The 25469-nt window shown below is 36.5% G+C and carries 26 protein-coding genes; 1 reads left to right on the forward strand and 25 read right to left on the reverse strand.

The features are described 5' to 3' along the window. Positions 1–17: 17 nt before the first annotated feature. The 11 genes from D612_RS0112810 to D612_RS0112860 form a co-directional block, all read right to left on the reverse strand. Positions 18–761, reverse strand: a complete 744-nt coding sequence (locus D612_RS0112810) for a cytochrome c biogenesis protein (protein WP_017755880.1) — start codon at positions 759–761, stop codon at positions 18–20. A gap of 3 nt (positions 762–764) precedes the next feature. Continuing rightward, on the reverse strand, positions 765–1448 hold the full coding sequence (locus D612_RS0112815) for a heme exporter protein CcmB (protein WP_017755881.1): 684 nt from the start codon (positions 1446–1448) through the stop codon (positions 765–767). 2 nt (positions 1449–1450) lie between these two features. Next, positions 1451–2146, reverse strand: coding sequence for a heme ABC exporter ATP-binding protein CcmA (gene ccmA / locus D612_RS0112820; RefSeq protein WP_017755882.1), 696 nt, complete (start codon positions 2144–2146; stop codon positions 1451–1453). A 16-nt stretch (positions 2147–2162) separates the two neighbouring features. After that, positions 2163–2558, reverse strand: coding sequence for a hypothetical protein (locus D612_RS0112825; RefSeq protein ID WP_017755883.1), 396 nt, complete (start codon positions 2556–2558; stop codon positions 2163–2165). Beyond that, a complete protein-coding gene (locus D612_RS0112830) occupies positions 2558–2947 on the reverse strand; it encodes a hypothetical protein (RefSeq protein WP_017755884.1) in 390 nt (129 codons plus the stop codon). The genes D612_RS0112825 and D612_RS0112830 overlap by 1 nt, the downstream gene beginning before the upstream one ends. Positions 2948–2960: 13 nt before the next feature. Then, positions 2961–3452 carry a cytochrome c-type biogenesis protein CcmH gene (locus tag D612_RS0112835; RefSeq protein ID WP_017755885.1) on the reverse strand — a complete coding sequence of 164 codons (492 nt, stop codon included), beginning with the start codon at positions 3450–3452 and terminating at the stop codon, positions 2961–2963. 39 nt (positions 3453–3491) lie between these two features. Further along, complete coding sequence (locus D612_RS0112840; protein WP_017755886.1) at positions 3492–5474, reverse strand: heme lyase CcmF/NrfE family subunit; 1983 nt, start codon at positions 5472–5474, stop codon at positions 3492–3494. Between the two features lie 91 nt (positions 5475–5565). After that, positions 5566–6000: a cytochrome c maturation protein CcmE gene (locus D612_RS0112845; protein ID WP_017755887.1), complete on the reverse strand. Its 435-nt coding sequence runs from the start codon at positions 5998–6000 to the stop codon at positions 5566–5568. 12 nt (positions 6001–6012) lie between these two features. Further along, positions 6013–6993 (reverse strand): hypothetical protein, encoded by a 981-nt coding sequence (locus tag D612_RS0112850; protein ID WP_017755888.1) that lies wholly within the window; start codon positions 6991–6993, stop codon positions 6013–6015. 339 nt (positions 6994–7332) lie between these two features. Further along, positions 7333–8766, reverse strand: coding sequence for an ammonia-forming cytochrome c nitrite reductase subunit c552 (locus tag D612_RS0112855; protein ID WP_017755889.1), 1434 nt, complete (start codon positions 8764–8766; stop codon positions 7333–7335). Between the two features lie 3 nt (positions 8767–8769). After that, a complete protein-coding gene (locus D612_RS0112860) occupies positions 8770–9282 on the reverse strand; it encodes a cytochrome c3 family protein (RefSeq protein ID WP_017755890.1) in 513 nt (170 codons plus the stop codon). 398 nt (positions 9283–9680) lie between these two features. On the opposite strand from D612_RS0112860, the gene D612_RS0112865 reads away from it, so the two are divergent. Further along, positions 9681–10943 carry an adenosylhomocysteinase gene (locus D612_RS0112865; protein ID WP_017755891.1) on the forward strand — a complete coding sequence of 421 codons (1263 nt, stop codon included), beginning with the start codon at positions 9681–9683 and terminating at the stop codon, positions 10941–10943. 252 nt (positions 10944–11195) lie between these two features. Here D612_RS0112865 and D612_RS0112870 read toward each other — a convergent pair whose 3' ends face one another. From D612_RS0112870 to alaS, 14 genes are all read right to left on the reverse strand, one after another. Beyond that, positions 11196–11894 carry a 5'-methylthioadenosine/adenosylhomocysteine nucleosidase gene (locus D612_RS0112870; RefSeq protein WP_017755892.1) on the reverse strand — a complete coding sequence of 233 codons (699 nt, stop codon included), beginning with the start codon at positions 11892–11894 and terminating at the stop codon, positions 11196–11198. Positions 11895–11929: 35 nt separating this feature from the next. Further along, the gene (locus tag D612_RS0112875) at positions 11930–13228 is read right to left on the reverse strand and encodes an amidohydrolase family protein (protein ID WP_017755893.1); all 1299 of its coding nucleotides are present in this window, start codon (positions 13226–13228) and stop codon (positions 11930–11932) included. Between the two features lie 38 nt (positions 13229–13266). After that, on the reverse strand, positions 13267–14007 hold the full coding sequence (locus D612_RS18780; RefSeq protein WP_017755894.1) for a YrrS family protein: 741 nt from the start codon (positions 14005–14007) through the stop codon (positions 13267–13269). Between the two features lie 89 nt (positions 14008–14096). Further along, positions 14097–15875: a peptidoglycan D,D-transpeptidase FtsI family protein gene (locus D612_RS0112885; protein WP_017755895.1), complete on the reverse strand. Its 1779-nt coding sequence runs from the start codon at positions 15873–15875 to the stop codon at positions 14097–14099. 103 nt (positions 15876–15978) lie between these two features. After that, complete coding sequence (greA, locus tag D612_RS0112890; protein ID WP_017755896.1) at positions 15979–16473, reverse strand: transcription elongation factor GreA; 495 nt, start codon at positions 16471–16473, stop codon at positions 15979–15981. 108 nt (positions 16474–16581) lie between these two features. Beyond that, the gene (gene udk, locus D612_RS0112895; RefSeq protein ID WP_017755897.1) at positions 16582–17244 is read right to left on the reverse strand and encodes a uridine kinase; all 663 of its coding nucleotides are present in this window, start codon (positions 17242–17244) and stop codon (positions 16582–16584) included. Between the two features lie 3 nt (positions 17245–17247). Then, complete coding sequence (locus D612_RS0112900; RefSeq protein ID WP_017755898.1) at positions 17248–18528, reverse strand: peptidase U32 family protein; 1281 nt, start codon at positions 18526–18528, stop codon at positions 17248–17250. Positions 18529–18542: 14 nt separating this feature from the next. After that, the gene (locus D612_RS0112905) at positions 18543–19472 is read right to left on the reverse strand and encodes a peptidase U32 family protein (RefSeq protein WP_017755899.1); all 930 of its coding nucleotides are present in this window, start codon (positions 19470–19472) and stop codon (positions 18543–18545) included. 6 nt (positions 19473–19478) lie between these two features. Then, positions 19479–20117, reverse strand: a complete 639-nt coding sequence (locus tag D612_RS0112910; protein WP_026092502.1) for an O-methyltransferase — start codon at positions 20115–20117, stop codon at positions 19479–19481. A 101-nt stretch (positions 20118–20218) separates the two neighbouring features. Continuing rightward, positions 20219–21367 (reverse strand): endolytic transglycosylase MltG, encoded by a 1149-nt coding sequence (mltG, locus tag D612_RS0112920; RefSeq protein WP_017755901.1) that lies wholly within the window; start codon positions 21365–21367, stop codon positions 20219–20221. Positions 21368–21475: 108 nt separating this feature from the next. Then, a complete protein-coding gene (locus D612_RS0112925) occupies positions 21476–21769 on the reverse strand; it encodes a DUF1292 domain-containing protein (RefSeq protein ID WP_017755902.1) in 294 nt (97 codons plus the stop codon). An 18-nt stretch (positions 21770–21787) separates the two neighbouring features. Further along, positions 21788–22204 (reverse strand): Holliday junction resolvase RuvX, encoded by a 417-nt coding sequence (gene ruvX, locus D612_RS0112930; protein ID WP_017755903.1) that lies wholly within the window; start codon positions 22202–22204, stop codon positions 21788–21790. After that, on the reverse strand, positions 22201–22476 hold the full coding sequence (locus tag D612_RS0112935) for an IreB family regulatory phosphoprotein (protein ID WP_017755904.1): 276 nt from the start codon (positions 22474–22476) through the stop codon (positions 22201–22203). The genes ruvX and D612_RS0112935 overlap by 4 nt, the downstream gene beginning before the upstream one ends. A 97-nt stretch (positions 22477–22573) precedes the next feature. Then, on the reverse strand, positions 22574–25210 hold the full coding sequence (gene alaS / locus D612_RS0112940; RefSeq protein ID WP_017755905.1) for an alanine--tRNA ligase: 2637 nt from the start codon (positions 25208–25210) through the stop codon (positions 22574–22576). Positions 25211–25469 lie beyond the last annotated feature (259 nt).

The following is a 25469-nucleotide window of genomic DNA, read 5'->3' on the forward strand; positions in this document are numbered from 1 at the left end:
AAAATCTTTGCATCTTACTAAGATAATTTATTCATCAATTTTTCTTGAACATGCTTTTTGTAATTCTCTACAGCTAGCTTTGTTTTCTCAATGTATACACCTTTTTGCAATAACACGATATATAGAAGTGTGATGACACCTACTGTAAACAATAATGTAAGTAGCATTGGTGGTTCAATTCCACCCCCTGATTGGCTTGGACCGTCTCCAAAAACAATCGGATGAAGCTTAGAATTCCACCAACGAATTGCCATAAATACAATCGGTACATCAATAAATCCAATAATTCCAAAGACAGAAGCTAGTCTAGCTTTCTTTTCCCATGCCCCATCCATGTGGCGAATTATAATATAAGCAATATATATGAAGAAAAGGATCAGTGTTGTTGTTAAACGTGGCTCCCAAGTCCACCACGTATTCCAGGCACTTCTGCCCCAAATTGGACCTGTTGTTAATACCATGGCGGTAAAAACAACGCCAATCTCCGCTGAAATACCAGCCACAATATCAAAAATCCGCTTTCGTTTTATTAAAAACATGATACTGCAAATAAACACGACTCCAAATGCTAAAAACGCTACCCAAGCAGTACCAACATGGAAGTAGAAAATTTTTTGAACAACACCCATTGTTTTTTCTACTGGTGACCAAATAAATATTAAATAAAGGTCGACTATCATTAATGCTATTAATGTCCAAACAAATACATTATGAAGCTTTGATTGTTTCGGTAACTGTATATTTAAATTTTGATCTTTCACTCTCTACACCTCCAGCACATATTCAAACAGGATAAAACATATTACAAAGAACACTAGGTCATACGCTGTCATTAATTTCATCCACGAGTACGCACTAGCGATATTTTCAAAGTTAATCAAAATAATTTTCGTTGCTTGTACTGCGCCAATTACGACCGGACTTACAACCGGAAATAAAATGATTGGTAAAAGCATTTCACTGCTTTTTGAATTCGCTGATAAAGCACCTAAAAATGTTCCTACACTTATAAATCCAAATGTCCCCAACAAAACAACTGTAATTAATAATCCGATATTACCCACCATTTTAAAATCAAATAAGATAAATAATAATGGTATCGAAACAATTTGTACTAACAAGACTAAAACAAAATTAGCTAAAAACTTCCCTAAGTAAACGCTTGAGGGATCAATTGGCGCAACAATTAATCCGTTCATACTATCGTTTCCTTGCTCGGACAGAAACGACCGATTCAACCCAAGTATTCCTGAAAATATTGTAATCACCCAAATCATTCCGGGAATGACTGCTTTGACCGTGTTATTAGCCGGATCAAAAGCAAAGCTAAACGTTACAATTACTAGCGCAGAAAAAATTAGCATTGTACTAATGATTTGCTTTGTTTTCCACTCAGAATAAAGGTCCTTGTAGGTGATGACTAGCGCTGCTTTAAATAAATCAATCATCTTTAGCCCACCTGTCCTGCATATTTTTCGTATATATAGTCAACACTTCGATCCGTTACATGAAAATCATCAACTACAGAGCCTTGCTTCATAATTACAATGCGATCACACGTTTCAACAGTTTGAGCAAAATCATGAGTAACCATTAAAATTGTTGAACCCTTTGCTTTCATTTTTAAAATAACTTCGTTTAAAAGCTTCACAGCTTGTTGATCTAGACCTGTATGTGGCTCATCTAATATTAAAATCTCGGGTTCATGAATAATTGCTCTTGCTATTGCTAATCGTTGGACCATTCCTCGTGAAAATGATCTGACAGGTTCATGCATAAAAAATGTTAGCCCCACATCCCGAATTAATTCTTTTGCTTTCCTTTCACAATTTTCAACTTGATAAAGCTTACCAAAAAATATTAAATTTTCGAGTGGTGAAAAATGATCATACAAATAGCTATTATGGGCTAAAAAACCAATCTTATTTTTAACAAGAAACGGATCTTTTTTTATTGTCAGACCATTAATCGTCACAATTCCTGAGGAGGGCTTCATTAATCCACCAATAATTTTTAGCACAGTACTCTTTCCTGCACCATTTGGACCTAATATGCCAATCGTTTCACCTTGGTTCACAGTTAATGTGATACCGCGCAGAATATTCTTCTCTCCAATTGTTTTTGTAAGGCTTTCTATTGAAATCACCTTCAGCCCTCCTCGGCTATTCTGTAAACTTCTTAAGATCTAGTTTTACTTGAACTAAATGCTTCTTATAGGCAGTTATTTTTTGATCAAATTCTTCTTTATCGATATTCCCAGACGCTAAAGACTCCTCCAACTCTACAATTTTATTTAATAACATCGCTTTTTTTGTTAACAACTGTTGGAATTTACCTTCTTCACTATCAATATATAATTGTTCTTGTAATCTAGCTTTTTTGACAACAAACATGTAATAGTAGTAAATCCAAGCTATCAGGATTAGACCAAGAATGATCATCAAAATATGGGGATCAAATTCCCGTAGTGGAGATTCGTTCCATATTCGTAAATGTCCTGGGTTATGAAAAGAAGGTGCCGTTCTCGTAACCGCTGATTCTGCTGACATTAATAGCATTACGATTCCAGCCTCCTTTCCTTACGGAGTGCTTCTAGTTCTTGATCAATTTCATCTTCAACATTTTTTATAAAATCAGCACTTTCGCGCTGTGAACCCTTTTTCCCACTGTGCTTTTGTTCTTTACTAATAATCTCAGCAACCATAAGTTCATAAGCTTTCTTCATTTTTTTATAATCATCTTCAGATAGCTTATTCATTTTATAATCCATTTCAATTTCATTTAAAGTGGCATAAAGCTCTTGCTTGCTTATTTGATCGTCTGAAGCTACTTTTGAAAAATCATGATCCGTTCCTATACCATTGTTCCTACCGATAAGTGGCGAGAGAACGATATATAGACATCCAAGTACAAGTATGATACTAGCAATGATTGAAATCATATCCATTTGAGTTCACTTCCTAAAAGTACTTTTTCCGTTCCTCTTCGACGATAGACAACAATATTTCATTTTCCGTCTCATCTACCGCAGTATGCTTTACTTCTATCTCTGGTTCTGTTTGTCTAAGCTTTACCAACCTTTGGATAATGTAATAAACTAAAACGGTCGCTAGTAGTAAGATGATAAACGGTGTAATCCAAGCTGTTAAGCTGAAACCTTGTTTTAGTGGAGCCTTCAATGCTTCTTCACCCATTTGGTCCACATAGTAATCTAAGATTTCATCCTTGTTCATCCCGTTCGTCATCATTTCAGCAACTTCTTCATAATATAGCTGCTTGACGTTACACGTTGCTAGATCATCATTTCCATGTCCTTCCATGTCTAGCATGCTAACGACTTCCTGAAAGTCTTTGCGGCTATAATCAAACTCCTCTACTGCCAAAATATTATTTCCGAAAAGATTGCTAAGAAGGAGTATTGGAATTAATAATGAAAACAATCGAAATTTCAAGAGAATCGTCTCCTTTTTCAGTTACCCTTTTTCGTATTCCTAGGAAACTTTGCGCTCTGCTCCAGTGTATCTTGGTGTTATTTGATTATATTTTCCACCCCAGATTGCAAACAGTGTTCCAAACACCACAACAAAACCGCCTGTCCAAATCCATTTCACCAATGGATTTATCCTAACAACAAAAGTTGCACGCATATCTTGCTCCCAGGCACTAATTACTGTATAAAGGTCTTCCTGCCAGCTTGAAATTAATGCTACCTTTGTCGATGGCTGTTGCTGGTTTCCGAAGAACACTTTTTCCGGTTGAATTACTCCTACGTTTTTGCCGTTTTTCTCTACTTCAAGAGTGGCATAGACTACGTCGTTAATTCCTTCACGTCGCTGTGCAAGCTGTTTATAAGTGATTTTATAATCCTCGACTTCGATCGTTTCTCCGACTCCAACTGTTTTCATTGTCTCAACATCAAAGTTTTGTGAACCAATAATTCCAATAGCCATTAATGCAATCCCAAAGTGAACAATATACCCTCCATAACGGCGGCGGTTTTTTGTCAATAGTCTTACCAATGCGATTGGGTACGCTTCCTTCGTTACGGAACGACGCGCCATTACACCACGATAAATTTCAAGTATATGAGTTAGTAGCATAAACGATACAATCCCAAAGGAGATAAGCGGATATGCACCGCGAATTCCAAATACAAATAAAGCTATCGCAACAACAATTGCTAAAATTGCCGGAATCAAGAAATTCCTTTGAAGATTTTTCATTGATGACTTTTGCCACGCAATTAATGGACAGATAGCCATTACAAACATTAGGCCTAGAAAAATTGGAGACATTACCGTATTGAAAAACGGTATCCCAACCGTAACCTTTGTTCCTCTTACAGCTTCTGATACTAGAGGGAAAATTGTTCCCCAAAACACGGCAAACGTTGCCCCAACTAAAATTAAGTTGTTTATTAAAAAGCTGCTTTCCTTTGAAAGGAAGGATTCAAATTGTCCACTATCTTTTTTCAATAATTGATACCGGCTCATCATCACGTACATTGCAAAAATAACAGCAAACGCCATGAAGATTAAGAAGTATGTGCCTAAATTCGAATCACCAAAGGCGTGTACAGATGATAGTACTCCACTTCGAACAAGGAATGTGCCAAACAGTGTCAACGCATAAGTTAGAATGATTAAGCTTAAATTCCAAACCTTTAACATTTGCTTCCGTTCTTGAATCATGACGGAATGTAGAAACGCGGTAACAGTCAGCCACGGCATAAATGATGCATTCTCAACTGGGTCCCATGCCCAATAACCGCCCCAACCAAGTTCTAAATAGGCCCACCAACCGCCGATAACATTTCCTAACGTTAAAAATAACCAAGCAATCAAAGTCCATCGTCTTGTCATTCGAATCCAAAACGCGTCAACATTTTTTAAAATTAACGCAGAAATTGCAAATGCGAACGGCACAGCCATTCCTACATAACCTAGATATAGCGTAACTGGATGAAGAATCATCCCTGGATCTTGCAGCATTGGGTTTAACCCTTTACCATCTGCAGGAATGATTTCATTTAATTCAAATGGTTGCGCTGTTGTGGCTAATACAAAATAGAAAAAGATGGTATTTCCTAATAGAATCGAAGATATATAGGGAACCATTGGATTCCCTTTCATTTTCTTTGAGAAGGTAACCATCGCATTGTACATTGTTAAAAAGAATGTCCATAACAAGAGTGAACCAGCGTTTCCTGCCCACAATGCACAGAGCTTATATAATAATGGTAAATCTGAACTTGTGTAACTAGATACATATTTAAATTGATATTGATCTGTCGCTAATGCAAGGAAGAGTAGTGTCATTGCTATGCTAGATAGTAAGAACATTGTCATTACACTATTTTTTCCACTTGATACCCATTTTTGTTCCTGCTTCCGTATCCCAATGATGAAAGCTATGAGAGCGTATATCGAAATAGCAAGTCCTAAATAGATCGTTACTGTTCCAATGATGTACATTGTAATGCTCCTTCTATATGACGTTTATGAATCTTATAAATTGTCGCTAAGCTACAACAAATGATTTAATGTTTTTCCATTAGGCTTTGTTTTATTGTTGTATTTTTTCGTGCATTTCAGGATCATAATTACTTGGATCTTCACCTTCGTATTTGGAAGGACATTTTGTTTGAACCTTTTCTGCAGTAAATGAACCATCTTCCTTTACAAAGCCCTCAACCATTACGATAACACCTTCACTGAAGTTATCTGGCTTTACACCTTGATGAACAACATGTAAACTATTCCCTTTTTCATCTTGAATATCAAATTGTAACTCGATCTGATCAGCATTCCAGGTTATCGAGTCTTCGATTAAATTCCCTTGTGTCATTACGTACTTATCATCGTATTTCAAAGGATCGTTGATGAACTCTTCAAGCGTTAATTCTGTTCCACTTGAACCAGGTGTTGCTGCTATAAGCAAAATCACAATACCAAAAAAAATCGCGCTAAAGCCCATTAGCATTTTTGTGTTTTTCTTCACAACTGTCACTCCCTACTTAAGTTTTGAAAGCTGATCTACATACTCTTTTTCAGTTATTTTTCCTTCAGCTAATAATTTTCTAAGGTTTTTTTTATTATTTTCCGAGATTACTTGTTTACTATTTTTTGTTTTGTTTCTTTTTACAAACAAGATCACAAATACAACCAAAATAAGTATGATTAACGCAATGCCTGCGGAGATTTCAACGTTAAACGATTGCTGATTATTTCCTAACTCCTTCGTTTCAGCATCTTTTATCGGTTCAGTAATGTCACTATGTTCGAAACCATATTGTTCAATTTGTTCAACTGTCGTCGCGTTATCTTCCTTTATATATGAGAAATTGTAATTCTTCGTTTCGCCAGCTTTAACATCTGTGTACTCAAATAGATGCATTTTGACACCCATTGTGTCTCTTGCCTGATTTTCAGTTACAGGTGTAGTTTCAAAGCTTTCCGACCCAAGTGGTTCAAATAACATCACGTTCATTAAGTCAGCATCAGCTATCGCTGTGTAAGAATAATCAAAAGTTTTTTTACCCTCTGCAACTTTAATTGGTGTATAAAAATACTCAATCATAAACTTTGCGGATCCTGCAGGTTGAACAGGCTCATCCAACTGCAACGTAACTGAATTTTTATTTTCATTGATCGTATATTCCACTTGCTCCACTGTTTCTTCCACATCACCTTTAGGGTTGGCAGCAAGTGTCAGTGCGAAATTGTTTTCATTAGCAGGTATTGGAATTTCTATTTCTGTAATTGGCTCAGTAGATTTATTTTCAATTAAGCCATGAAAACCAATTAACAAATTCGGTCCATTAACATCTTTATTTGGGTGTAAATTGTATTCTGGCATAATTACAATTGTAATTTCTTTAAAGTTATAATCATTAGCTGTATTTGCAGACGTATTAGTTGGAGCTACGCCTATTAATACACTAAATAAAACAACAAAAACTGGTAAAATCCTTTTAAATCTATTACGTTGCACCAAATCCACCCCTTTTTCTATTAAATCTATCATGATTGTATTAGAAATCTTAGGTTAATAACATAAGCATAGAACTATTGTCAAAAATCATACATATATTAATTCATAAAATCGTCGCTGCTTTCTGTGATATATTTCACAGACATTTAACAAATTTAATGTTGTGTACGCAACGAAATAAATTTATAATAAAAACATAAGTAGTTTTGTGATTTATATCACGGATATTATAGTAGGATTACGAAACTTACAAAGAACAAGAAAGCACCGTACAACAAAAGAGTTGCACGATGCTATCAATAGCTGTACTTATTTTTGTACTACAGATAGTGTTGCTTGTTATTGTTGAGCTGGGAAGAATGCGTTTGTTACATGATCTCTTTTCTTAGTAGTATCTTGTTCGTTTAAAACAGCATTCGTTGCTTTTTCAATTTCAGCTTTTAACTCATCAATGTTCACACCAAGCTTCACTAATTCTTCAGTTGCAAGAATAATAGCTTCACTGCTTGCTTCAGAAGATGTTTTTAAAGAATCCATTGCACCTTGTGGGTTATGGAAACCAGTCGCATTTTCTGCTGCAATAATATCAAAGAACCATTGTCCTTTACGGACTAATTCTTGAGCTTCAGCAATTTTTGCTGCTGGCGCATTCGCAGTGATCATTCTGTTCACATAATAATGAGCAGATACACCAATTTCTTGAGCTTTATGAAGAGCACTAAAATGTGTCTCTTGTGTTGCTTCAACATTTGATTTTAACTCTTCAGCTGTTTTGTCAGCATGACAAGTACGGCATGAAGCTTCAATATTCTTTAATGGTGATGTCCAGTTGTGAGAAGAAACTTTCTTCTTACCGTCTGAACGCTCATAAGGCATATGGCAATCAGCGCAAGAAACGCCAGCTTTACCATGTGTACCTTCGATCCAAGTTTCAAACTCTGGATGCTGTGCTTTTAACATTGGTGCACCTGAAACGTTATGCTTCCAGTCTTGTGCAAAGCCTTTGTCTTTAGCAATAGTTTGATAGTATTCATACATATCTTCAGGCTTGAAGCCATTGTCCCAAGGGAACGTTACTTCGCCTTTATTTGAAGGATCAAAGTAGTATTCTACGTGACATTGGGCACAAACGTAAGTACGCATTTCGTTTTTAGTAGGATTTGAAATATCAATTCCTTGTGCTTCCATTGCTTTTGCAAACATCGGAAGTCCTACTTGTAATTCCATTGTTTGAGGATCATGACACAATGTACAACCGATTGGTGAATGACCCATTTCTTCAGCAGCTGGAATCACTTCACCGCGGAAGTTTGCTTTCCAATAAGCATCACCTAAGTTTTCTTCTTTTAGTAATACTGGTACTGCTGTTGATTTACAAGTTAAACATGCACCTGGTGATTTGTCGTTAATACGTAAAGTCTTTGTATTATCTTCGATTGCATAAGCGTGGCCACGGTCTTCATTATAATCTAATGCAAATCCGTATCCATTAAAGATAATTGGTAATAAAGGTTCTTTACTTAAATCAAATTTAGAAGTAGGTACAGAACCACCGTATGTTGTATCTGACATATCTTCCGTTGCATAAAAACTTTCATACTGAAGTGGGAATAAATCTTTGAATGCTTCATTGTTGATTGTATCGGCTGGCAACCCTGTATCAATCGGCTCTGAAGCATTATTATTTGCTGTTTTAGTTCCACATGCTGCCATGATTGCCATTGCGAAAATCGCAACCATTGCAAGCATCAGAACACGCTTCAAGCTACTCATTCACTACTCATCCTCTCTTCCGTTAATAAAGTACTCTCCTGGCGTATTCCACTCATCCGTTTTGAGCTTGTCCTTCTTACCATGAGGCACTTGTCTGTGACAATCAATACAATTTTCTTTCACATCATGGTCAACATTTTGGACTGTATTTTGATGGCAACTTATACAGTTTTCTTGAACGACATCTGTTGTATCCTGTTTTGCATGGATAACATCAGGAATATCATCCGCCTTAAATGTATTCATGTACACATCATGAGCGCCTGTTTTGGCTTTAAACATATACTTACTCACAATACTGTCTGTCGGAGCATGGCAATCATTACAAGCAAGATTAGCGTGTACAGAATCAGAAAAGCTACTATAAGCTGTGTCCATCGGATGACATGTTGAGCAAAATTCAGCAGAATCCGTATAGTGCAATGCATCTGCACTTGCAGCTGCTAAAACAATACCTAAAAATAACCCGATAAATGCCCAGAATTTTTTATCAAGTTTCTTTAGCTTCTCAAGCATGTTCTCACTCCTTTCTTCGAATATTATTGTGAAAGACTATACTACTTCACACTCAAACATTAGCATGACAACAGATGATTGAGAGCAAAAAAATGTAGCAAATGTTTGAACAAAATAAGACAATCTTATGAATGAAAGTTAGGAGATAACTTCCAGCTGTGTAATTACTGATACAAAAGTTTTTTACTATATACGTATTTTTTACTATCTAGATATTGGTAATGAATTTTTTATGAAAAAAGCAAATAACAACTGCAAAAAATTGTAAGTTGAAAATAGCTTTTTTATTCTTAATCCTTATTATGTAAAACGATTGCACCATAAGTTGTCGGAATTATGCTATAATATTTCGTGGTATTTTTACCTATTCTACAATTCATTAATGGAGGATATATTATATGACAAAAATTAATAACAGTATTGTGAAAGACATGGGCTTAGCTTCTAATGGAAAACTGAAAATTGATTGGGTAGAAAGCCATATGCCTGTATTAAATAAAATTCGTGAGCAATTTGAAAGAGAGCAGCCATTTAGAGGGTTAAAGGTTGCGATATCATTACATTTGGAAGCAAAAACTGCTTATTTGGCAAAAGTTGTCCAAGCTGGTGGCGCAAATGTAACAATTACAGGGAGTAATCCTTTATCAACACAAGATGATGTTGCAGCAGCTTTAGTTGAGGATGGTATTACAGTTTTTGCAAAGTATAATCCAGACCCAGCTGAATATAAGGAGCATTTAATTAAAACACTTGAAACACAACCTGACTTAATTATCGATGATGGCGGTGATTTAGTTACAATTCTACACTCTGAACGTAAAGATCTTCTTTCTCACGTACGCGGTGGATGCGAAGAAACTACAACTGGAGTGATCCGTAATCGCGCCCTTGAAAATTCAGGCGAGTTACAATTCCCAATGATTGCCGTTAACGATGCATATTGCAAATATTTATTTGACAACCGTTACGGTACAGGTCAATCAGTTTGGGATGGAATTAATCGGACAACAAATTTAGTTGTCGCAGGAAAAACTGTTGTTGTAGTTGGCTACGGCTGGTGTGGACGTGGTGTCGCGATGCGTGCTAAAGGCTTAGGTGCAAAAGTAATTGTAACTGAAATCGATGGAATCAAAGCGATTGAGGCTTATATGGATGGCTTCGAAGTCATGCCAATGAGCGAAGCTGCAAAGTATGGTGATTATTTTGTTACAGTCACTGGCAATCGTGATGTCATTCGTGGCGAACACATCGAAGTTATGAAGGATGGGGCTATTCTATCAAATGCTGGTCATTTTGATATTGAAATAAATAAGCCTGAGCTAGAAAAGCTTTCTTTATCTAAACGAACAGTACGTAAAGATATTGAAGAGCACGTTTTAAAGGATGGACGTAAAATTTATTTACTTGCTGAAGGACGACTAGTAAACCTTGCTGCAGGGGATGGTCATCCGGCAGAAATTATGGATATGACGTTTGCATTACAAGCATTATCACTTGCGTATGTAAATGAAAATTATAAAGAAATTGGAGCAAAGGTGGTTAAAGTTCCGTATGAGCTTGATGAAAAGGTTGCTCGCTTGAAGCTTGAAGCTCTTGGCTTAGGAATTGATACGTTAACAACCGAACAAAAAGCTTACTTAGAAAGCTGGAAAGAAGAATAATTTCAAATATAGAACAAAAGCTATAGGCGCCCTGATTAGCGACGTAAAAACTAAGAGCGCATCGACTGAGATAAAGGAAACACGACGAGAACAAAAAAGCGGATGACGATTTTGGCAGACACCGACTTAAAGCGCCACGTTCTGTGGCGCCGTCGGTACTAGTACATCCTGTACGTCGCGACGCTTGGATTACGAAGTAAACACCGCCTTTCGGACGGCAAATCGGACCCGCTTTCTTTTTTGTTTTTAATTTCAACTCATCCGCTCGAGCATTCCAACAATGATTTTATACGAATTATCTGCTGCATACTTTACAAATTCTAGGAAATTACTATTAGCCGAGCCATCGGCTTTATCAGATATCGAGCGAATAATGACGAACGGTACGTTATTCATACTACAAACTTGAGCAACTGCTGCTCCTTCCATCTCTGTACATGATCCTTCGAACTTTTCAAATAGTTGCTTAACCTTCTCTCGGTTGGCAACAAATTGATCCCCAGATAAAATTCGTCCTTTAATAATTGCTTGATTGTTCACTTCTTCATCGCTGACCTTTGAAGCTAATGTAATTAAAGCATCATCCGCTTTAAAAATAAAGCGATCCATGAAAGGAATTTCACCTTCTTTGAACCCTAGAGCTGTTGCATCCATATCATGCTGCATACAATCTACTGAAATCACAATATCGCCAATGTTCAAGGTAGGATCGACTGCACCTGCTACTCCAGTAAATAATACCTTTGATGCTTGAAAGCGATCGATTAATATTTGTGTACAAATACTTGCGTTTACTTTGCCAACGCCTGACTTACACACAACAACATTATGGCCGTTAATAACACCTCTATAATATTCAATTTCAGCCTTTACTTCCTTCGTTATATCGATCATGCTACTGAGAAGTGCTTCAATTTCTTCATTCATTGCGCCAATAATGCCAATCGTCACGTCAATACTCCTCCATCGTCATTGATAGCTTAAGCTTAATATTTAAACGTTTTAAAAGCACGGTTTGCTTCATATAACACTTTTTCTTTGTCCACGGTTAAACATTCTTTATTTTTCACAAGCTGTTTCCCTTGAACGAAAACATCCTTTACATCTCTACCCGATGCAGAATAGACAACATGCGAGACTGGGTCATGCTCTGGATGATAGAACGGCTGCTTTGTATCAAGAATAATCAAATCAGCCTGTTTATCCACTTCAAGTGATCCAATTTGCCCATTTAACCAGATTGCATTAGCTCCGTTAATTGTCGCCATTCGTAATGCTTCATTTGCATTTATTAATGTCGGATCATAATGAACAGCTTTATGTAAAAGTGCAACTTGTCTTAATTCCTCAAATAAATCTAAATTATTATTTGAAGCACTGCTATCTGTACCTAATGATACGGTTAGACCCTTTTCAAGCATCTTCGGTACGGGAGCAATCCCGCTTGCAAGCTTTAAATTACTAATTACATTATGTGAAATTTTTACATCATACTTTTTTAATATATCTATTTCTTCATCATTAACGTGAACAGCATGAGCAACTAATGTGGGGCGTGAAAATACGCCGATTTTTTCCAAATGTTTAACAGGTCTTTCACCATAATCTTTAACGTTTTGTTCAACTTCAAATTTTGTTTCTGACATATGGATATGAATCGGTAGGTCTAGTTCGGTTGCTTTATTTACAATTTGTTCAATATACTCGGGACCACAAGTGTATGGAGCATGCGGAGACATCATCGTTGTGATCCGACCATTTGCTGCCTTATGCCAATCTGTAGCAAATCGGCTTGCCTCAGCAAGCTTTTGTTGGCGAAGCTCCTCTGAGCCAAAGCCAATAACGCCTCGGCATAAGCGTGCTCTTATTCCCGATAACTCAACAGCCTTTGCCACTTCATCCATATTATCGTACATATCAACAAACGTAGTCGTTCCTGTTTGTAGCATCTCAATTATTGACAAATATGCTCCCCATTTTGCATGCTCGGGTGTATATTGTGCCTCTAGGGGCCACATTTTATCCTCAAGCCATACTTGTAATGGATAATCATCGGCAAATCCACGAAGCAAAGACATTGGCGTATGACCATGTGTATTAATAAATCCAGGTAGAATATAATCGGCTTTTGCATCGATGATTTCATCGTATGAAGATAGATCACTAGGGGTTTCACCAACATATGTAATCACACCATCTTTAAAAGCAACAGCCCCGTTTTTAATAACCTCATTATTATCATTTACAGTTATTACTGTTCCGTGAATTATAATCGTATTTATCATAATTGTCTCCTTAAGTTACATTAATCAATTTGAAAAAGTTACTCATCCATAGTTATTTTCGCTTCAGACTCAGTTAGATTTCTTTCTTGAATGCGGTCATTATCCTTTAACTGCTCCACAAGCATAGGCTTCCATCCCTTATCCGTCCATACGAGTTGAACGCGAAAATAAACTTGTTTGTCCTTTGAACTAACTGTAGAAACTACTTTATCAGGGCCACCACCATTACCCATCCACCAAATAATCATATTATCTATTGGTAAATCAGTAGCAACACTTACTGCTTCTGTCATTTCCTTCCAGTCCAAAGAGTCATCAGAAAAATTTGTTTGATGTTCACCTTGTTGTTTCGTCCCGATCGGCTCCCAGTTTTTTTCAATAGTACCGATTACAAGCGAATCATTGCTATCTTCATTATTATTAGAAATGTTCTTATCATTTGCTTCGGATGTATTTGGATTTCCTTTTTGACCAATATTTGTATCAATTTCAGACTGATTTGAAGAAGAACTTGAGCTGATATCTGTCTGTTCAGGATAAGTCTGTTTCTCTCCTTCTTCAGTCTCATTTTGATTATCTCTTTCTTCACTACTTTTATTATCATCTTCGACTGCTACACTTGCCTCATCATTTCCACCAGAAAAAATATTTATTGCCACAAAAGCAATTAAAATAGTAAAGATCGCAACAATGCTTGATATAATTACCTTATTTTTTCGCTTTCTTGCCCTATTTTGAAAACGTGGTCCTTCATATAAATCATCGAAATCATAACGCATTCCTATCCCTCATTTCTGTTTAGAAAAACACGCCTACACCTTGCGTTTACCTACCTCACATTCTACCATTTTTTATTTTACCCTAAAAGTTATTTGAGAGAATTACCGTTTTCGTTATGTAATTTATATAATTCCTTAACTAGTTTCTCAAAAATATCATATGTGTGTGTATTGTATTCATCCGCTTCAAGCTCGACTACAACTAACGCATACTTCGGTGCATGTGCAGGAAAGTAACCCGCAAACCATTTATTTACAATACCATCTCGCCCAGTTTCAGCTGTACCAGACTTCCCCGCAAGTTGATAAGGCAAATTTTTATAACGCATCCCTGTACCTTCAGAAATAACATGCTCTAGTAAATCTTTTATTTTCATAACACTATAAGGCGATAAGCGTTCATCTCCTAGTGCCTGATTAGGAAAAGAATAGAGGGTTGTTCCATTTTTATATTGAATCTCTGAAACTGCCCTTACTTGCTTCGCTTTTCCCCCTCTTGCAATTGTAGCCATCATATTTGCTACGGACAATGGACTAATCTTGACATCCTTTTGACCAATAGCAGTCTGATTTATTGCCTTTTTTACTTTTTTATCATGATCATTAAGCCAAATCTGGCCTGATTGTTCTTCTGGAAATTGGTAAAAATTTTGAAAGTGGAAAACATCACCCTGCCAGCCGACAGCTTCAATTAATCCAAGCTTGTTAGCGTATTCCTCAAAAAAATCGGGATTTCTGCTAATAAGGTCCTCCGCAAGCTTTGCAAATGTGTAGTTACAGCTATTAGCAAAACTTTGCTCAAAATTTAATACACCTAGCTGACGCTTGTCGAGACCGTCACCATATAAGTTTAGATCACAATTAAAAGTTCTCCCCCCTAGTTTTACATTCTCTTCAATTGCGGCCAATGCAGTTACAACCTTGAAGATAGATCCGGGAATTTGCGGCTCTATCATCTGATTTTTACCACCTTCATCACCAAGAGGATTTTTATGATTTATCCGTGGGCGACTAACCATCGCTACTACATCACTAGTCTCTACGTCTAATAACACCAATCCTCCTTTTTTCATGTCAAAATGATCAACTGTTTCGTCAGCAAGAAGCTGAATCGATTTATTTATTGTCGTTTTTATTGCTGTAGGATAATATGGATTAGCTGGAGCTGTATATTTTACATTTAACCCAAATAAAGGTTCACCTAGCTGATCAACATGATACAAAAGCTTAGATTCCCCTTCTGGTAATAAAAATTCATCAAATGCTTTTTGTAATCCGGTAATTCCAATTTCAGTATTGGCTGAAATTAAACCTCTTTCCAACTTTTCTCCATACTTCTTTTTCAAAAGCTGGTCGTTTTGACGCACTAAACCAATTAAATGCTCTCCTATGAACTGTTCAGTTTTTACTTGTTGATACAAAGCAAAAACACCTGGAACCTTTAGTTCATTGATTTTTTCTTGTTGCTGTTTTGTTAATTTAATAGGATTTTCACCACCAAATGCAAAAGGAGCATTTGCATTTTTAACAGCGTTTATTAATGTATGCTCCGAAACGCCAATAATACTTGCTATTTGTTTTGACGGCCAGGTTGTATCGTTAAGAAACGGAAATAATACTAGGCTTGGATAATAGTCACCTGTAATTGGTTCATCGTTTTTGTCTATAAAGCGACCTCTACCTGAATCTAAGATGATGGATTGAGTTCTTTGTTTGACACTTGCCTCTATTAAATTAATATGATGTTTTGAAAAATCCTCTGTTGTAAATAATTGAATTTGAGCGAGTCTTGCGATTAGCCCAATTAAAACCAACAATACAATCGTTACGACTGCTCTAGCTCTTCTTTTTAATTTAATTGACAACAAACACAATCACTCTCTCATACTTATTGGAACTGCTAAACAAAAAAATACACCTCATCATTATTGTTGACGAGGTGTAAATAATTGAAACATAATATCCCAACGATTAATTTACGTTTACTTCTTTAATTTTTACTTTTATATCTCCACCCGGAGTTTGAACAACAACTTCATCTCCAACCTGGCGCCCTAATAAGCTTTTCGCCATTGGAGAATCGTTTGATATTTTTCCTTCGAACGGATCTGCTTCAGCACTTCCAACGATTGTGTATTCTTCTTCATCCTCTTCTGTTCCATCAGCTGATAACTCCACAAATTTTACTTTTTTCCCTAACGAAACAACGTTTGGATTTGCCGCATCTGATTCAATGATAACAGCATTTCGAATCATTTTTTCCAACGTCGCAATTCTTGATTCGACAAATGCCTGTTCATCCTTTGCAGCATCATATTCAGAGTTCTCTGATAAATCTCCGAAGCCTCTTGCAGTTTTAATTCGTTCCACTACTTCCTTTCTTTTTTCTACTTTTAAATATTCTAATTCTTTATTTAGTTTTTCTTTACCTTCCTCTGTCATATAATAACTTTTTTCTTCTGCCATATCCCTACAACTCCTTTTATAAATAATTCTCAATATATGTATTATTAAGCTGTAATGTATGAAGTCCCCAAAATTCATACAAATTTTAAGTATGCTTTTAATATCCTATTACAAATTGACTTTTTCTTCAAGGATTGTTTGTATTTTTGTTACCATTAAATCAATTGCAACATCATTTTGTCCACCTTCAGGAATGATAAGATCCGCATATTTCTTTGTTGGTTCAACAAATTGTAGATGCATTGGTCTTACTACTGTCTCATATTGTTTAATTATAGAATCAATCGTCCGGCCTCTCTCTTTTATATCCCGAAGAATTCGACGTATAATCCGAACATCAGCATCTGTATCAACAAATAATTTTATATCCATTAGCTTCCGCAAATGTTCATCATCAAGGATTAAAATTCCCTCTAGTATAATCACGTCTTTTGGTTCAACGATAATGGATTGATTTGTAGAGCGCGTGTGTAATTTGTAATCATAAACAGGCTTCTCAATTTTTTCATAATTGAGAAGCTTGTTTATATGCTGAATTAATAATTCATTGTCAAAGGCTAGCGGATGATCATAATTTGTTTTTAATCTCTCTTCCATCGGTAAATGACTTTGGTCTTTATAATAATAGTCTTGTTCAAGCACTAATATGTTTTGATCTGAAAATTTTTCATATATGGCTCTTGTGACTGAGGTTTTCCCTGAGCCAGAACCGCCTGCAATCCCAATTACAATCGGCTTTTTCTTTCCACCATTAATACGTGGTGCTCCCATTCATTAAATCTCCTTTCGCATCATGTTGTAAAGGAACACCGGCTGATCCACTTTAAATTTTACGATTTGCAAAGGATGTCGGGCTGCATCAAGTTCATTTCCATCTTCATCCCAGATTTTATCAATAGTCATTTTAAAATTATCAATTTCTGGTCCAAAAAATTCAACCTCATCACCTGGTTTAAAGTGGTTCCGTTGTTGTAAAGTTACCATTTTTGTTTCGCTATTAAAGTCCAATACCATCCCTACGAAATCATAGGTCGTTTTTTTGCTATGATTACCAAACATCTGCTCTTTATACCCTGGGACGCCTTCGAAAAACGCAGGTGCTGTATCACGATTTGCACATTTATCAAGCTCGTCTAACCATTCTTGTTTGATAACAAAATTTTCCGGATCTGCACAATAAGTATCTATCACTTTACGGTAAACAGTGACAACTGTCGCAATATAGTGGATAGATTTCATTCGCCCTTCAATTTTCAAGCTATCTATTCCAAGTTCGATCATTCTAGGGATTGAAGCAATTAAATTTAAATCCTTTGGACTCATTGCAAAAGCAGGATCATTTTCCGTGAAAAATGGAGTTTCAGAAACATTTCCAGAGTGATCTTCAATTTTGTATAAGTCATAATCCCAGCGACACGATTGACAACAACCGCCGCGATTTGAGTCACGAGCTGTCATGTGATTGCTTAATGTACAACGACCAGAATAGGAGATACACATTGCCCCATGTATAAACGCTTCCACTTCTATATCAACTTTTTCTTTTATTTCGCGAATTTCTTCAGCACTCGTTTCACGGGCAAGGACGACACGCTCTAGTCCCTCATCTTTCCAAAACTGTGCAGCCTTCCAGTTCGCTAAAGATTGTTGTGTACTTAAGTGGATCTCAAGGTTTGGCGCTATTTTTTTGCATGTTTCAATAATAAGAGGATCTGCAACTATAATCCCAGCAACTCCTGCATCACTAATTGCTTTTAAATAATCCTCAAGCCCATCTATATTCTCATTATGGGCATAAATATTTGTGGTTACATAGATTCTTGCACCATATTTTTTTGCAAACTCAACACCTTCCGCCATTTCTTCAGGTGAAAAATTATCTGCATTTGAGCGTAATCCATACTCCTGTCCACCAATAAATACGGCATCAGCACCATAGTGTACGGCGATCTTTAGCTTTTCTAAATTTCCGGCTGGAGCAAGGAGCTCAGGCTTTTTAAAGATGACACGCTTGCCATCTACGATCGTTGAAATCTTATCTGTCATAGTAGCCATCAAAATACTCCTTTCTAATACACTGTCTCTTTAAAGAAAAATCCGGTATCTAACGGGCGATTGACAGGCTGGATTTTTTCTATTTCTTCATAAAATTGTTGCTTTTGCTCCTCATATTGATCACGATCTTCTACACATAAATCTATTGCCTGTCTGTATTTTCTCGTAACTTCAACAATATATTCAGACGATTTTAAAATCCCATCAATCTTAAAACAATCGATTTCAGCATCAATCATATCTGCTAATTCATCGATCAAACATATATCAGCTGGACTCATAATATGAGTACCGTTTTTATCTTCAAAAATTGGATATTTATTTCCACGTTCCTTATCAAAAAGAAACATATTGTCATGTTTTGAACGGTTTTCGACGGCCATCTTTTTCCCTTGAAATTCGAAATAATTTCCAATTAGCGTTCGCTTCGACTGAAACATTGCCGTCATTCCATGAACTTGAACTTCAATTTCTACATCTGCATTTTCTTTTATATCAATAACTGCATCCATATTTAACTCACGGGCTAGTACTGCCCGTTTTGCTCCCTTAGTTCCCCAATAATTACAGGTGAACCAGTTTGTTGCAGTTGTTTCCGTATTCCAATGTAATTTCATAGTTGGCGCTACTTCTCGTACAAATAAGAGTACGGCAGGATCACCAAAGACAATTGCATCTGCCTTTATTTCATCAACAAATTTTATATAATCTTTCAGATCCTCAATTTTTTCATTATGAAAAATTGCGTTTACCGCAACGTAGACTTTTACTTCATATTGATGCGCAATTTCAATAGCTTTTTTAAGATCTTCCCGTTTGAACTCTCCAGCCAGCCTGAGACCAAAATTTTCTTCGCCAATAATCACAGCATCAGCACCTGCCTCTGCTAACGTTCTAATATCTTCAACACATTTTGGTGTAACTAATAATTCTGGTTTTTTCATAAATTCTCACCTCTTACGACTAATAGCAATTCCATCGCCTATCGGCAAAATCAATGTGTCATACTCTTCATTGGTCATCAGCTCGCTATTATATTGCTTAAGTTTACTTACAATGCCTTGGTACCGTTTCTCTTCAAGATTATCTTTTGCAACTAAACCTCTAAATAAGACATTATCGGAAAATACTACTCCATTTTGGCTTAAGTATTGACTGTATAACTGAAAAAATCTAGAATACTGGCCCTTTGCTGCATCGATAAATATACAATCAAACGGGGCTAGTTCCTTTACTTGTTCCTCTAGTTCAAGAGCATCACCAAATAAAACCTTTATTTGTTTATCAAGTTTTTCATTTTGGATATTTTCTAGTGCTTTTTCATAACGCTCTTGCTCCCGTTCAATCGTGATAATCCTAGAATTTGGTAATGTTTTCGCCATCCGAATTGCCGAATAGCCGATAGCAGTCCCAATTTCTAAAATTGCTTGCGGTTGAAACAGCCGGAGAAGCTGTAACATAGTTTCAATACCGACTAATTCCATGATTGGCACATTATGTTCCTTTGCATAGGACTCAATTTTACTTAAAGCCTCTTCTCTTTTAGGGATTAGACTTTCTATATAGCTATTAATTTCATTTGATATAATCAAGAGAGTTCCTCCTTCAAACACTCAAAATATTTTACCACAACAACAGGGGGAATGCGAATTGAGAGCTCTAGGGCTCCCAATTGACATTCCCCTCATCATTATTCATTTTCTTTAAATTCATCCCACTCATGCTTATATTTATTTTTCACATTATTGTGCTCTGCTAATGTTTTTGTAAAAATGGTTTCACCATTAGGTCGAGAATAGAAATACAAAAAATTTCCATTTGCCGGGTTGACTGCTGCTGCCATTGATATCTCACCTGGACTAGCAATTGGACCTGGTGGTAATCCTATATTAATATAGGTGTTATACGGTGAGTCCGTCTCTAAATCGTTCAACGTAATTTGCACCTGATGCTTCCCTAATGAATAAAGTACAGTTGGATCAGTTTGAAGTGGCATATTCTGAGATATGCGATTATAAAAAACACTAGAAATTTTTTCACGGTCTGCTTTTTCAGTTGCTTCTTCTTCAATTAATGAGGCCATTGTAATGAATTCATGTATAGATAGCCCCTTCTCTTCCATTTGTTCAACAAACCCTGATACCATTTCCTCTGTCTTTGAAATCATAGGTTCAACTACTTCTTCAATACTTTTAATTACATCATAATATTGGTATGTAGCTGGAAATAAATAACCTTCGAGTGGATGTCGAATATTTTTATTCAAAACCTCTTCTGTAATAATTGTCGGATATTGTTTCATTAGTTCTTTAACATATGCTTCACTATCAAGTTTTTCAATAATTTCCTCTTCTGAAAAGTCCGTTTTATTTGAAAGTATGGTTGCTATTTGCTCCAAGTTTTTTCCTTCAGGGATTGTGATGGAGAATAATGCTTCTTTTATAACTTTTCCTGTCTTTAAATGAGCAATAATTTCATTTAACTCCATTGACGGACTAAGCTCGTAATCTCCTGCTTGAAAGCCGGACTCGTTTTTAAACTTTACATAATAACGAAATACTGTACCATCTTTAATAATGTCATTTTCTTCTAAAATATTAGCAATGCCTCGAACAGACGAACCAATTGGTATTGTAATCGACACTGTTGTCTCGTCTTCTTCATTAACGGGTTGTAAAGCAGAATTTATATAAAGGTACCCAGTTATTGAAACACCAATTAGGACAAGAGTAATAATAGAAACAATAATAAATACAATTTTTCTAACAAGATGTGCCTCTTGCACCCGTTCCTTATACTTAGCCCGGTAATCTTTTTGATTTTGATTAGATGTCCCCAAAAAGTTGTCCTCCCTTCATCCGTATTATTATACTACATGAACAACATTTTTCGAGGAATTTTTTACAAAAAAAAACGAGCATTAACTGCCCGTTACTAAAAATTATGGTTATTCGCCTTCTTGTTCAGCAAATGTATTTAACATTTCTTCAACCATTTCCCATTCTTCGTCAGTTTCAATTGGAAACAGTGCTAAATCATCCTCATCTTCATTCTCTTCAAAGCGGAAAGCAAAAACCTCAATGTCCTCTTCATCATCGTCATTCTCTTGGTTAGCTACTGGTTCAAGAACCATATAGGATTTCCCTGTTTCCTCCACATCAAAAGTGAATAACACCTCAAATAGATGCTCGTCTCCATTTTCATCAGGAATAATAATACGCTCTTTTTCTTCTTTTGCCATTATGCTTGCCACTCCTTTTTATTTTTGACTATCAAGATAGCCTTGTAATATCATGACGGCAGCCATCTTATCAATTACCTTTTTCCGTTTTTTACGACTGACATCGCCACTTAGCAAAATTCTTTCAGCCGCCATCGTAGAAAGGCGCTCATCCCAAAGAATTACTGGAGTATTAAAAGTATCCTTTATCAATTCTGCAAATTGGGCACAAGCTTCTCCTCGGGGGCCAATTGTTCCATTCATATTTTTCGGGAAACCGACTACGAATTTCTCTGGTTGATATTCATTCACAAAATGTGCAATTCGCTCAAGTCCGTAATCATTTTTGTCAACATCAATTTTGATTGTTTCTATTCCTTGAGCAGTCCACCCGAGTTCATCACTTACAGCTACTCCTATTGTTTTCGTTCCAACATCTAAGGCAATTATTCTCATTTATTTGTGCCTTCCTGATGAGTCTCTAAATACGATTTAACTAATTCTTCAATTAATTCGTCTCGTTCAAGCTTACGAATAATATTTCTTGCATCTTTGTGGCGTGGAATATATGCTGGGTCACCTGACAAAAGATACCCTACAATTTGATTGATTGGATTGTATCCTTTTTCCTTTAATGCTTCGTGTACTGTGAAAAGTACATCTTTCACATTTGTATCAACAGGCTCATCTTGGAAATTAAACCGCATCGTATTATCAAAAGAGCTCATCGTGACACCTCCGTTCTCGATATGAAACAGGGGATATCGATTATATCCCCCCATTTATCATAATCATTTTCTTATATTGTACACTATATTAGTAAAATTACGAAATAGTTTTCATCCATTGCTCCGCATAATTTAATGCAGCCACTAACTCACCTGGGTTTTTGCCACCTGCTTGAGCCATGTCAGGGCGTCCACCGCCACCACCACCGCAGCGAGAAGCAACCTCTTTTATTAAATTACCAGCATGGTAACCCTTTTCTATTAAATCCTTTGTTACACCAGCCGAAAGATTAACTTTATCGCCGTTCACTGCACCAAGAATAATAACGGCTGATCCTAATTTACCCTTCAAATCATCAACCATTGAGCGAAGACTATTCATATCTTTCGCACTAACCTTTTTTGCTAACAGCCTCACACCATTGATTTCTTTTACATCATTTATAATATTGGCGGATTCTATATTGCTTAATTTTGCAGAAAGTGATTCATTTTCTCGTTCTAACTGACGGATTTCTCCATGTATCGCTTCAATTCGTACTGGGACATCCTTTATATTGGTTTTTAATTTGTTAGCAACTTCTTTTAGAATTGCAATTTGTTCATTCATTAAAGCATATGCAGCACCACCAGTAACTGCTTCAATACGACGTGTACCTGCTCCGATACCTGTTTCTGACACTATTTTAAATAACCCGATGTGAGCAGTATTTGCGACATGACACCCACCACAAAGCTCAAGACTATAATCTCCTACCTGAACAACGCGGACAACATCACCATATTTTTCACCGAAGAGAGCCATTGCCCCCATTTCTTTTGCTTCATTTAAAGATTTGTTAAAAATATTCACGTCAATACTTTGCCATATTTTATTATTAACAATTGCTTCAATTTCATCTAATTCCTCTGGCTTAATTGGTCCAAAGTGCGAAAAGTCAAAACGAAGTCGTTCTGGAGCAACTAACGAACCAGCCTGAGCAACATGATTACCTAGTACGTCTTTTAGAGCTTGGTGAAGTAAATGGGTTGCTGTATGATTTTTGATAATCTTATTTCTTTTTTCCTCATTAATCCTAGCCTTTACTTTAACACCTTTCGTTAATGTGCCTTTTTCAACAATAACGGAGTGTAAATGTTGTCCATTTGGTGCTTTTTGGACATCCTTTACGTAGAGTTCCAGCCCATCATTTATCAAATAGCCTTGGTCAGCTATTTGACCACCAGATTCTGCATAAAATGGTGTTACGCTTAAAATAATTTGTGCTTCTTCACCAGCTTGGATGTTGTCAACATAATTATTATTTTGTAAAACAACATCTATGATTGCTTCAGTCTCACTCTCATTATAGCCAATAAAGCTGCTTTCTACTTTAATTTCACCAAGAACGCCGCCTTGTACTTGCATTGAGCCTTCATCGTGGCGCGCATTGCGAGCTCTTTCACGCTGTTTCTCCATTTCTTCGTTAAAGCCTTGCTTATCAATTGTCATACCTTCTTCGTCAGCATATTCCTCGGTAAGTTCATATGGAAAACCGTACGTATCATAAAGTCGGAAAGCATCCTCTCCACTTATGATTGAGCTACCCTTATCCTTTTCCTTTTTGATTATTTCTGCAAGAATTGCAAGACCCTCATGTAATGTTTCATGGAATCGTTCCTCTTCGTTTTTCATTACTTTTTGAATAAACTCTGTTTTTTCTTTGACCTCTGGATAATAGTCAACCATAATTTCAGCAACAATGGGAACTAACTCAAACATAAATGGTCGCTGTATATTAATCTGTTTCGCATAACGAACTGCACGGCGTAGCAATCGCCTTAAAACATAGCCACGTCCCTCATTCGATGGGAGTGCGCCATCACCTACAGCGAACGTTACTGTACGGATATGGTCGGCAATTACCTTGAATGCAACATCTTTTTCAACACTTTCATTATACTTTTCCCCAGAAATTTCTTCTGTCGCTTTAATGATTGGCATAAATAAATCAGTGTCAAAATTCGTTGGAACATCCTGCATAACAGAGGCGACACGCTCTAATCCCATCCCCGTATCAATATTTTTCTTTGGAAGCGGGGTATATGTATGGTCTGGATTATGATTAAACTCTGAAAACACAAGATTCCATATTTCAAGATAGCGATCATTTTCTCCACCAGGATAAAGCTCAGGATCATTCGAATCATTTCCGTATTCTTCGCCACGGTCGTAGAAGATCTCAGTGTTTGGACCACTTGGGCCTTCGCCAATATCCCAGAAATTCCCTTCAAGACGAATGATTCGCTCTGCTGGGATACCGATATCGTTTAACCAATAATTATAGGCCTCATTGTCCTCCGGATGAATCGTAACTGATAGCTTTTCCGGCTCTAACCCAAGCCACTTTTCACTTGTTAGAAACTCCCATGCCCATTCAATCGCTTCTTTTTTAAAATAATTTCCAATTGAAAAATTGCCAAGCATCTCAAAAAATGTATGATGTCTTGCAGTTTTCCCAACATTTTCAATGTCATTCGTACGAATTGATTTTTGTGCATTACAAATCCTTGGATTATCGGGAATGACACGTCCGTCAAAATACTTTTTCAAAGTCGCTACACCACTGTTGATCCATAATAATGACGGATCTTCATGTGGAACAAGAGAACGGCTTGGTTCAACAGCATGCCCTTTCTCCTTAAAAAAATCAAGATACATTTGCCGAATTTCGGCAGCAGATAGCCTCTTCATTACTTTATCCTCCTATAAATATTTCTTTGTTGAATTTATTCATAAAAAAACTCTCATCCCTACAGTATTCTGCAGGGACGAGAGTTGTTCATTCTCGCGGTACCACCCTGATTATGAGACGTCCTATTACATACGAAGCCCCATCACCTTCAATTACCTTAACGCGGTACACGGCAAGGTTTTTATCCTTGCACTCTGGATTAGCATTCAGTTATCCTTCATCTGGAGCTTCTTTCAGCCAAGGAATCTCCTCTCTTTT

Source organism: Calidifontibacillus oryziterrae (assembly GCF_000331575.1).
GTDB lineage: Bacteria > Bacillota > Bacilli > Bacillales > Bacillaceae_J > Calidifontibacillus_A > Calidifontibacillus_A oryziterrae.

Coding starts and splice junctions, on each gene's coding strand:
- D612_RS0112815 (WP_017755881.1), bottom strand. CDS start 1,448: ATGATTGATTTATTTAAAGCAGCGCTAGTCATCACCTACAAGGACCTT.
- D612_RS0112825 (WP_017755883.1), bottom strand. CDS start 2,558: ATGCTATTAATGTCAGCAGAATCAGCGGTTACGAGAACGGCACCTTCT.
- D612_RS0112830 (WP_017755884.1), bottom strand. CDS start 2,947: ATGGATATGATTTCAATCATTGCTAGTATCATACTTGTACTTGGATGT.
- D612_RS0112840 (WP_017755886.1), bottom strand. CDS start 5,474: ATGTACATCATTGGAACAGTAACGATCTATTTAGGACTTGCTATTTCG.
- D612_RS0112855 (WP_017755889.1), bottom strand. CDS start 8,766: ATGAGTAGCTTGAAGCGTGTTCTGATGCTTGCAATGGTTGCGATTTTC.
- D612_RS0112860 (WP_017755890.1), bottom strand. CDS start 9,282: ATGCTTGAGAAGCTAAAGAAACTTGATAAAAAATTCTGGGCATTTATC.
- D612_RS0112865 (WP_017755891.1), top strand. CDS start 9,681: ATGACAAAAATTAATAACAGTATTGTGAAAGACATGGGCTTAGCTTCT.
- D612_RS0112875 (WP_017755893.1), bottom strand. CDS start 13,228: ATGATAAATACGATTATAATTCACGGAACAGTAATAACTGTAAATGAT.
- D612_RS18780 (WP_017755894.1), bottom strand. CDS start 14,007: ATGCGTTATGATTTCGATGATTTATATGAAGGACCACGTTTTCAAAAT.
- greA (WP_017755896.1), bottom strand. CDS start 16,473: ATGGCAGAAGAAAAAAGTTATTATATGACAGAGGAAGGTAAAGAAAAA.
- udk (WP_017755897.1), bottom strand. CDS start 17,244: ATGGGAGCACCACGTATTAATGGTGGAAAGAAAAAGCCGATTGTAATT.
- D612_RS0112900 (WP_017755898.1), bottom strand. CDS start 18,528: ATGGCTACTATGACAGATAAGATTTCAACGATCGTAGATGGCAAGCGT.
- D612_RS0112905 (WP_017755899.1), bottom strand. CDS start 19,472: ATGAAAAAACCAGAATTATTAGTTACACCAAAATGTGTTGAAGATATT.
- D612_RS0112925 (WP_017755902.1), bottom strand. CDS start 21,769: ATGGCAAAAGAAGAAAAAGAGCGTATTATTATTCCTGATGAAAATGGA.
- ruvX (WP_017755903.1), bottom strand. CDS start 22,204: ATGAGAATAATTGCCTTAGATGTTGGAACGAAAACAATAGGAGTAGCT.
- D612_RS0112935 (WP_017755904.1), bottom strand. CDS start 22,476: ATGAGCTCTTTTGATAATACGATGCGGTTTAATTTCCAAGATGAGCCT.
- alaS (WP_017755905.1), bottom strand. CDS start 25,210: ATGAAGAGGCTATCTGCTGCCGAAATTCGGCAAATGTATCTTGATTTT.